The sequence below is a fragment of the Marinimicrobium sp. UBA4509 genome (assembly GCF_002388575.1).
Taxonomy (GTDB): Bacteria; Pseudomonadota; Gammaproteobacteria; order Pseudomonadales; family Cellvibrionaceae; genus Marinimicrobium; species Marinimicrobium koreense.
Genome location: NZ_DGMV01000084.1, coordinates 284 through 1,698, shown reverse-complemented (window position 1 = coordinate 1,698; position 1,415 = coordinate 284). Strand labels below are relative to the sequence as shown.

At 62.8% G+C, this 1,415-nt stretch carries 1 pseudogene; it reads right to left on the bottom strand.

Annotation, left to right across the window (positions count from 1 at the left end):
- Positions 1–1,415: pseudogene (locus B3520_RS15540) on the bottom strand (urea carboxylase); the annotation flags it as partial.

Here is a 1,415-nt window from a genome sequence, read left to right as displayed (position 1 = left end):
CCGATGGCGTAGGCGTTGTCGTGAATATTGGACGGGTGGAGCCCGGCTTCACCGCCGTCGGAGCGGGCCCACTCGGGTTTGGGACCGATCAGGCGGATGCCCGTGCGACTGGAGTTGTAATGCACTTCCCAGCGATGCTGGAAAAAGGTGCGCATATCCTGTTCGGTAAAGAAATCCGGGGCGCCGTGAGGCCCGTAGATGACCCGCAACTGCCAGTTGCCGTCAATATCCGGGCGCAGGGCCTCCGGTGCCCTGGAGCTCTGCTCCGACAGTGGTTGTTCCACCAGATGCAATACATCACCGGTGCGCAACGCCCGTCCGGCAAATCCGCCAAACTGCCCGAGGGTAAAGGTGGACTTCGACCCCAGGTAATCCGCACACTGAATGCCTCCGGCCACCATCAGATAAGCGCGCGCGCCGCTGGCTACGACTTTTCCGATGGTCAATACCTGCCCCGGCTCGGCGCGCACCACCTGGCAAAACAGAACCGGTTGATCGTCCAGGGTCGCGTGCAAGGCCGCACCTGCGAGAACAAAATCCGTGGCGGTATTGAACTTCAGAGTCGGGCCGTTGAGGGTAATCTCCAGGCCGGCGGTGCCTTCGGGGTTACCCAGCAGACGGTTACCCAGGCGCAGTGAATAATTGTCGAAAGGACCCGAGGGCGGCACCCCGATATCCCAGTAGCCGACCCGTCCTGGAAAATCCTGCACAGTGGTCATGGTGCCCGGTGCCAGTACGTCCATCGTGTGCGGCTGATACGCCAGATCATTCAGAAACCGGGTGTGCACTTCACCGGCGTGGAACTCGGGCGTCGCGATAATACGGCGCACGTAATCGCCATTGGTTTCGATGCCCTCCAGGGTGGTTTGGGCCAATACCTGGTCCAGCGCATCGATGGCCCGGGCGCGATCGTCCTGCCAGACGATCACCTTGGCGAGCATGGGGTCGAAGTACGGCGAAACCGTCAGGCCGGCTTCCACCCAGGTATCGATCCGCAGCGCCTGGCCATCCGCCGGGGGAAAGTCCACGGCGCTCAGCAAGCCCGCGCTGGGCTGGAAATTTTTGTTGGCGTCTTCGGCGTAGAGGCGCGCCTGCAGCGCATGCCCCCGGGGCTTCAGCGAGGCTCCCAGTGGCTTGATATCCCCCAGCTCTCCGGCGGCCTGGCGCAGCATCCAGGCCACCAGGTCCACGTCATAGACCTGCTCGGTCACGCCGTGCTCTACCTGCAGGCGAGTGTTCACTTCCAGAAAGTAGAAGGTGTTTTCACCGGCGTCGTAAATGAACTCCACGGTGCCCGCGTTGCGGTAGTGCACGGCTTCGGCCAGGCGCACGGCGGTGTCGTGCAGCTGTTTGCGCACGGTGTCGGGAATGTTCGGCGCGGGGCACTCTTCGACCACTTTCTGGTTGCGGCGCTG